The sequence below is a fragment of the Microvirga sp. P4_G7 genome, assembly GCF_056401005.1.
In genome coordinates, this window is sequence record NZ_JBFUKD010000148.1 from 1 (window position 1) to 7,132 (window position 7,132).

The window sequence follows — 7,132 nt, forward strand, 5'->3', positions numbered from 1 at the left end:
CTCGAGCTTCGCGGTGGAGCAGGCGATTCAATGGGAGATGATCATGACGGGCGCGAGCCTCGCGACGATTCCGACGCTCCTCGTTTTCCTGCTGCTGCAGCGCTACATCGTCCGTGGCGTCATGCTGGCCGGCCTGAAGGGTTGATGATGGAGACGACAAGAGATCCCCGATTGGACGACCGCAGCGTCTTTCCCGATCCGGTTTACAAGGAAACGGTTCTGCGTCCGTTGTTCGACGGCGCGAAGGCACATCATGTCGGAGGCTTTCGACGGATCGACCGGGCGCATCTCGTGATGCTGACGGAAACCGGCATTCTCGATCGCGCGCAGGCCGGCGCCATCGCGGGTGCGCTCGAAGCGATCGACGCCGAGGTCGACGTGCCATCTCTCACCYACACGGGCGAGGTCGAAGATTTCTTCTTTTTGATCGAGAAGGAGCTCAAGCGCAGGCTCGGCCCCGATCTTGCCGGACGCCTCCACACGGCGCGGTCGCGCAACGACATCGATCACACGCTTTTCAAACTCGGTCTCAAAGAGCGTATCGACAATCTTCTGGCAAAGGCACGCCATCTTGCCGATACGCTCGTCCGCGTTGCCGACCGCGAGGGCGCGACCCTGATCGTCGCCTACACCCACGGCCAACCGGCGCAGCCGACGACGTTCGGGCATTACCTCGGCGCGGTGATCGAAGTTCTCCTGCGGGATATCGAACGTCTTGCGGAAGCCCGCGAGATTGTCGACCGCTCGCCCATGGGAGCGGCGGCGATCACGACGTCCGGTTTTCCGATCGACCGGAAGCGCATGGCACAGCTCCTCGGATTCGCCGCGCCTCTGCAGAACTCTTACAGCTGTATCGCTGCGGTCGATTATGTCACCGCCACTTACAGTGCCATMGAGTTGATGTTCCTGCATCTCGGACGCCCGATTCAGGATCTGCAATTCTGGACGAGTTTTGAAGTCGGACAAGTCTACGTGCCGAACGCCTTCGTTCAAATCTCATCGATCATGCCGCAGAAACGCAATCCGGTGCCGATCGAGCACATGCGCCATCTGGCGTCGCAGACGTTCGGCCGCGCCCGCGCCATGCTCGACGTGATGCACAACACGCCGTTCACCGACATGAACGACAGCGAGGGCGAAACGCAGGCCATGGGCTATGAAGCGTTCGCCTCCGCCGGCAGGGTGCTCGATCTTCTCGCCGCGCTCGTCGCCGAGATCCGCATCGATGGTGCGAAGGTGCGCGACAACATCCGGCGCAGTTGCATCACGGTCACCGAGCTTGCCGACAGTCTCGTCCGTCGCGAGGGATTGTCGTTCCGCGAAGCACATGAAATCGCCGCCGCCGTCGCGAGATCGGTCGTGGCCGTCCAGGGCGATCTGGCGAAGGACGGCTATTCCGCCTTCGTTGAAGCATTTACCGAGGCGACGGGACGTCAGACGGCCGTCGACGCGACGTTGTTCGCGGAGATCGTGTCACCCGAACACTTCGTCGCCGTCCGCGACCGCTTCGGCGGACCGGCGCCGGAAGCTCTCCAGGCGGCGTTGACCGACTATCGCCGCCACCTCGCCGAATTGACGGACCAAGCCGACGCGATCGCGAAGCGTGAGGCGGACGCCGCATCCGAACTGAACATGAAATTTCAAGCGCTTCTGGGAGACGCCTGATGGCCAATATCGCCCTCAAGGGCCTCGTCAAACGATATGGAACGACGACAGCCGTGCATGGCATCGATCTCGATGTGAAGGACGGTGAGTTCGTTGTTCTCGTCGGTCCGTCGGGTTGCGGCAAGTCCACCACTTTGCGCATGATCGCGGGTCTCGAGGACATCAGTGGGGGCACCGTCTCGATCGATGGCCGCGTGGTCAACGAAGCGGAGCCGAAGGACCGGAACATCGCCATGGTGTTCCAGAACTACGCCATCTATCCGCATATGTCGGTGGCTCAGAATATCGGCTTCGGCCTGTACACGTCGAAACTGTCGGAGGCTGACAAGAAGAAGCGCATCCAAGACACCGCTGCGATTTTGGGACTGGAGAAACTCCTGGACCGCAGACCGTCGCAGCTATCGGGCGGACAGCGCCAGCGCGTTGCCATCGGCCGAGCCATGGTGCGAAATCCCGTGGCCTTCCTGTTCGACGAGCCGCTCTCCAATCTCGATGCGCAGTTGCGCACGCAAATGCGGCTGGAGATCAAGAAGCTTCACCAGCGGCTGGGCACGACGATCGTGTTCGTCACGCACGATCAGGTCGAGGCCATGACCATGGCTGACCGCATCGTCGTCATGCGCGACGGGCATATCCTCCAGGTCGGCACGCCAATCGAGCTCTATGAAAATCCCACGGACATCTTCACGGCGCGCTTCATCGGAAGTCCAACCATGAATCTTCTGCCGGCGCGTCTCAAGCAACAGGGCGGGGCGACGGTCGCGGAACTCGATGGGCTTGGATCGACAATCCAGGTTCCGCTCGAGCGCGCATCCGATAYGACCGAAGTGCTTGTCGGGGTTCGGCCGCACGAGCTCGTCGTCGGTGCGGGCGCGGTCTCCGGCGGATTGACGCTGTCCGGAATTGTCTCGGTTGTCGAGCCGTTGGGTTCGGAGACGCTCGTCCATCTCGACGTTTCGGGCAACGCCATCATCGCCACCGCACCTGGAAAGCTCATTCCGAAGGCGGGCGATCAGGTCACGGTGCAAGCTGCGCCGGGTTCGCTCTATCTGTTCGATACCAAGACCGAACGGGCCCTATGCCGGATGTGATTCCAACAACCGGCCCACGCAGCGTCCTGTGCCTTGGCCGAACCTATTGCGATCTTGTCTTCACGGGATTGAGCGGGTTGCCTGTGCTCGGTCGCGAATTGTTTGCCGACGACGTTGCCGTCGTGCCGGGGGGGGGCGCTTTCATCACGGCCGCGCATCTCGCGGGATTAGGGCGCAGGTCCAGTCTTGTCACGCGACTTGGAACCGATCCCTTGTCCGCAGGCCTCGAAGCCGCGCTCGCGTCGAGCGGCGTCGATCTGACGTTTGTCGAGCGCGCGCCTGACGCGGGGCCTCAGTTGACGGTCGCCATCGTGCAGCCGCAGGATCGCGCTTTCCTGTCGCGCAGAGCGGGCCATGGCAGGCCGGCAACCCTTCAGCATGCGCTTTCGGCGGCGCACGTGTGCCACCTCCACATCGCGGAATATGCAACGCTCCACGAGATTCCAGAGGTCATCGCTCAAGCCAAAGCACGCGACCTGACCGTGTCGCTCGATCCGAGTTGGGACGATACGCTCATCCGCGATCCGCGATTCCTCGCGACGTGCCGCGGCGTCGATGTTTTTCTCCCCAATGTCGAGGAGGCATYTGCGCTCACCGGCGCTTCGGATGAGGACATGGCGCTCGATTTGCTCGCGGCCCATTTCCCGGTCGTCGTCTTGAAAAAGGGGGCGGAGGGAGCAACGCTCGCCGTCGGCGGAGAGCGCCTTTCGCTACCGGCTCCTCCGGTTCGTGTCGTCGATACGACGGGAGCGGGTGACGCCTTCAATGCCGGCTTTCTGCACCACTGGCTCGACGGCGCCGACAATCGCGCCTGTCTCTTTGCAGCGATCGCGGCCGGCAGCCTCTCCGTCCAGGCGGCCGGTGGGGCGACTGCCTTGAAGCAGAGCGCTTGAGCACAAGATGTCCGAATCTGTGCACACATCAACGTGGCGCAGTGAGGTCGACGCCCTTTCGTTCCATCCCGAGGGACATGACGGATTATGCGTCGTGCACCGATATGCGTTCCGCACTTTGATGGGATTTTTGCCCGAGCCGAAGGAATGCGAACGGTTCTTTCGCGTTCATCGCGCATCCTTCGAAGCCGCCGCCCGCGCCAAGATCGATCGCCGGGCCCTCAACCGCGACGCGAACTTTCATCTGACGAGCCGGGATGTCGTTCGTGAGATGGTTTCCCCATCGTGACGATGTCGGACGCCGTCATTATCCGGTGAGAACGTCACGGGACGTCTTGAGGTTGCGGCATTTCAGCCTATAGTCCCGGTGTCGGTTCCCGAATGGGACGAAAAGGGAATGCGGTGTGGATATCTCATCCGAAGCCGCGGCTGCCCCCGCAACTGTAAGCGGAAAGCGCTCCTCATCGAAGCCACTGGACCTCGTCCGGGAAGGCAGAGGCTGCGCGACGATCCGCGAGCCAGGAGACCTGCCGGCATCGTGAAACTCTTGTTCGACCCTCGGGTGGAGGGTGGAAAGGTTTAAGATGACGACCAACAATACATCTCTTCCGCTGGCAGGCGATGCCAGTGCCGCCTCCCGTCTCGTTCAGCTCGGACTCGCCGCTTTCCTGGGCGTCTTCGTCGTTGGCTTTGCGGGTTTTTCGCACATCAGCGCGGTTCATAATGCCGCTCACGATGTCCGGCATTCGCTCGCGTTTCCCTGCCACTGAGCGAGAGCGCGAGATGTCCCTATTCCGCAATATCGTTTTCGTGGCTGCGCTCGCGGGCCTCGTCGCCGGTTTGGCGATGACGGCGATGCAACATGTCAGCACCGTTCCTCTGATCCTCAAAGCCGAGACCTACGAAACCGCCGAACCGGCTAAGCCTCACGAGCACGGGGCCAACGCACAGCCTCATTCTCACGCCGACGACGAGGAAGGCTGGGCCCCGGCGGACGGTTTCGAACGTTCGGCGTTCACGGCCCTCGCCAATATCGTGACGGCCATCGGCTTTGCCATTCTCCTCGTGACCGCGTCGGAATTCCTCGGCGGTCTCAAAGGATGGCGTCAGGGAGCCTTCTGGGGCCTTGCCGGCTTCGCGGCCTTCACGCTGGCGCCAGGGCTCGGCTTGCCCCCGGAGCTACCCGCCATGCCGGCGGCCGAACTGGACGTGCGTCAGCTCTGGTGGGCGGGCACGGCTCTTGCCACTTCGGTCGGCCTGGCGCTGATCGCTTTCAAGCGGTCGCTCGGATTCGCGATCCTGGGGCTGGCCCTGATCGTCGCGCCCCATGTCATCGGCGCGCCCAAGCCGGACAGCTACGAGACGGCTGTTCCGGAGGCTCTCGCCCACGATTTCGTGGTGGCGGCGGTCATCACCAGCCTCGTCTTCTGGGTGCTGCTCGGTGGCCTCGCAGGGTATTTCCGCAATCGGTTCCTGCCCACGGCAAGCTGAGCGCGGTCAAACATGATCAAGCCGGTGCCTGAGAGGGCGCCGGCTTTTTTCATGCCGCGAGCACGTGAAAGAACGTGCCCGTGACGTACCCTGACCGATGTCCGGCCGTGCCGAGATCGGACCCATTCGCATCCATTACCGTCGCAAGGTTGGCGGGAGCTTGATCGCTGATCGATGCGTAGTGAAATTCATGCCCGACTAGCCGCGCGCCGGCCTTCCCGAGTACGGTGTCGCCGAGCGGCCGCGCGATGCGGTAGCCCAGATGAAGCTTTCGCTTCGCGTAGCTCGTGGACACAGGCAGCAAACCGGCCATGGGATGAACCTTGCCGTCCCCATCCTCCAGCGTTTGTCCAAGAACCATGTAACCGCCGCACTCGCCGTGGACGGGTCGCGTCTGGCTGAAGGACCGAACGCCTCCCAGGAACCGCGAGGCCGAGGCGATCGCACCGGCGTGAAGCTCGGGGTAGCCGCCCGGCAGCCAGCAGGTGTCGCAATCCTCCGGCGGTGGTTCGTCGGCGAGGGGTGAGAACGGCCTGATCTCGGCACCGGCGTTTCGCCAGCCCGCCAGGATGTGTGGGTAGACGAAAGAAAAGGCGCGGTCCTGCGCGAGCGCGATCCGTTGCCCTGGCGGCGGCAGAGGAAAGCGGATGGCTCCTGTCTGCGCCAATGTCGGGCGGGCAAGCGAAACGATACGGTCGAGATCGGCCGATTGGGCGATACGGTCGGCGAGGGCTTCCAGGCGCTCCTCGAGATCCGTTGTCTCGCCGGCCTGGACCAGACCTAGATGCCGCTCCGGCAGCATGATCGCCTTGTCGCGAGCGAGAGCACCGAGAACCGGCAGCCCGACCCGCGCCAGTCCATCTTCGACGAGACGCCGATGTCGATCGCTGGCGACTTGGTTGAGCACGACGCCCATGATCGTCAAGCGAGGATCGTACTGAGCGCAACCGAGCGCGATCGCAGCGGCCGATTGAGCCTGTCCCGAAACGTCGAGCACCAGCAGCACGGGCCAGCCGAATCGCGCCGCGATATCCGCGCTCGCGCCCATCCGTCCGATGTCCCCTTTGACGCCGTCGAACAGGCCCATCGACCCCTCGGCAATGACCAGATCCGCATCCTTCGCCGCTTGCGCACCGAGAAAAGACAGGAGCGCATCGTCCATGGCGAAGCTGTCGATATTGACGCTGGGAGCGCCGGTGGCGACGGCGTGAAAGGCCGGATCGATGTAATCCGGCCCGCATTTGACACCGCGCACTTTCATGCCCCTTCGCCGCAGGGCGCGCTGAAGGCCAAGTGTGAAGGTCGTTTTGCCGGAGCCCGAGCGCGGTGCGGCCACGAGGATGCCGGGGGCGAGTGGGAGGCTCATTCCGCGGCTTCCGTCTGGAGCGTGATGAGGTGCGGAAGGAGGGCCGCCCTCATCGTCGCAATGGCGCCGATGACGACAATGGCCGGCGAGCGGATTGTCCCAGTCGCGGCAAGTCCCGGCAGGTCGCCGAGAAGCGATTCACGAACGTCCTCGGCGGTGGTCGTCGCCGCGTGGACGATCAGAACCGGCGTATCGGCCGCAAGGCCCCCCTCGATGAGATCGGCAACGATGGAGGCGATGTTCGAGACGGCCATGTAGAGCACGATCGGGACGCCGGCGCGGGCGAGTGCGGTCCAGTCTCCGCTCTGACCCTCCGCCCGGTGACCGGTGGCGAGCACGACCGCATGGTTGGTGTCGCGGCTCGTCGCGGGGATGCCGTGGATCGCGAGGGAGGCGAGGCCGCTCGAAACGCCGGGGATGATCCGAAAACGGATGCCCGCTGCAGCCAGATCCAGCGCCTCTTCGCCACCGCGCCCGAAGATGAACGGGTCCCCACCCTTGAGGCGCACGACCCGGCGTCCCTCGCGGGCGAGGACGATCAGCCTTTCCGTGATGTTCGCCTGCCTCGCTGACGGCCGTCCACCCCTCTTGCCGGCATATTCGAGGATCGTGCCAGGGTCGGCGAG

Annotated in this window: 8 protein-coding genes, 1 pseudogene and 1 riboswitch; of the genes and pseudogenes, 7 read left to right on the forward strand and 2 right to left on the reverse strand. The window is 63.7% G+C overall.

What is annotated here, in order from left to right:
* From AC1DT3_RS08915 to AC1DT3_RS08945, 7 genes and pseudogenes are all read left to right on the forward strand, one after another.
* Positions 1-145 (forward strand): annotated as a pseudogene (locus AC1DT3_RS08915) (carbohydrate ABC transporter permease); the annotation flags it as partial.
* A 2-nt stretch (positions 146-147) separates the two neighbouring features.
* Complete coding sequence (argH, locus tag AC1DT3_RS08920) at positions 148-1,665, forward strand: argininosuccinate lyase (RefSeq protein WP_477464907.1); 1,518 nt, start codon at positions 148-150, stop codon at positions 1,663-1,665.
* Complete coding sequence (locus tag AC1DT3_RS08925; protein WP_477464900.1) at positions 1,665-2,756, forward strand: ABC transporter ATP-binding protein; 1,092 nt, start codon at positions 1,665-1,667, stop codon at positions 2,754-2,756. Before argH ends, AC1DT3_RS08925 begins: the two co-directional genes overlap by 1 nt.
* The gene (locus AC1DT3_RS08930) at positions 2,744-3,649 is read left to right on the forward strand and encodes a carbohydrate kinase family protein (protein ID WP_477464901.1); all 906 of its coding nucleotides are present in this window, start codon (positions 2,744-2,746) and stop codon (positions 3,647-3,649) included. The genes AC1DT3_RS08925 and AC1DT3_RS08930 overlap by 13 nt, the downstream gene beginning before the upstream one ends.
* Positions 3,650-3,656: 7 nt before the next feature.
* Positions 3,657-3,938: a hypothetical protein gene (locus AC1DT3_RS08935; RefSeq protein WP_477464902.1), complete on the forward strand. Its 282-nt coding sequence runs from the start codon at positions 3,657-3,659 to the stop codon at positions 3,936-3,938.
* 65 nt (positions 3,939-4,003) lie between these two features.
* A riboswitch (cobalamin riboswitch) is annotated at positions 4,004-4,198 on the forward strand.
* Between the two features lie 35 nt (positions 4,199-4,233).
* On the forward strand, positions 4,234-4,419 hold the full coding sequence (locus AC1DT3_RS08940; RefSeq protein WP_477464903.1) for a CbtB domain-containing protein: 186 nt from the start codon (positions 4,234-4,236) through the stop codon (positions 4,417-4,419).
* 13 nt (positions 4,420-4,432) lie between these two features.
* Positions 4,433-5,140, forward strand: a complete 708-nt coding sequence (locus tag AC1DT3_RS08945; protein WP_477464904.1) for a CbtA family protein — start codon at positions 4,433-4,435, stop codon at positions 5,138-5,140.
* Positions 5,141-5,189: 49 nt separating this feature from the next.
* Here AC1DT3_RS08945 and AC1DT3_RS08950 read toward each other — a convergent pair whose 3' ends face one another.
* Positions 5,190-6,506 carry a cobyrinate a,c-diamide synthase gene (locus AC1DT3_RS08950; RefSeq protein WP_477464905.1) on the reverse strand — a complete coding sequence of 439 codons (1,317 nt, stop codon included), beginning with the start codon at positions 6,504-6,506 and terminating at the stop codon, positions 5,190-5,192.
* Positions 6,503-7,132, reverse strand: a 630-nt coding sequence (cobA, locus tag AC1DT3_RS08955) for a uroporphyrinogen-III C-methyltransferase (protein WP_477464906.1), incomplete at its 5' end; no start/stop codon positions are given. The genes AC1DT3_RS08950 and cobA, both read right to left, overlap by 4 nt.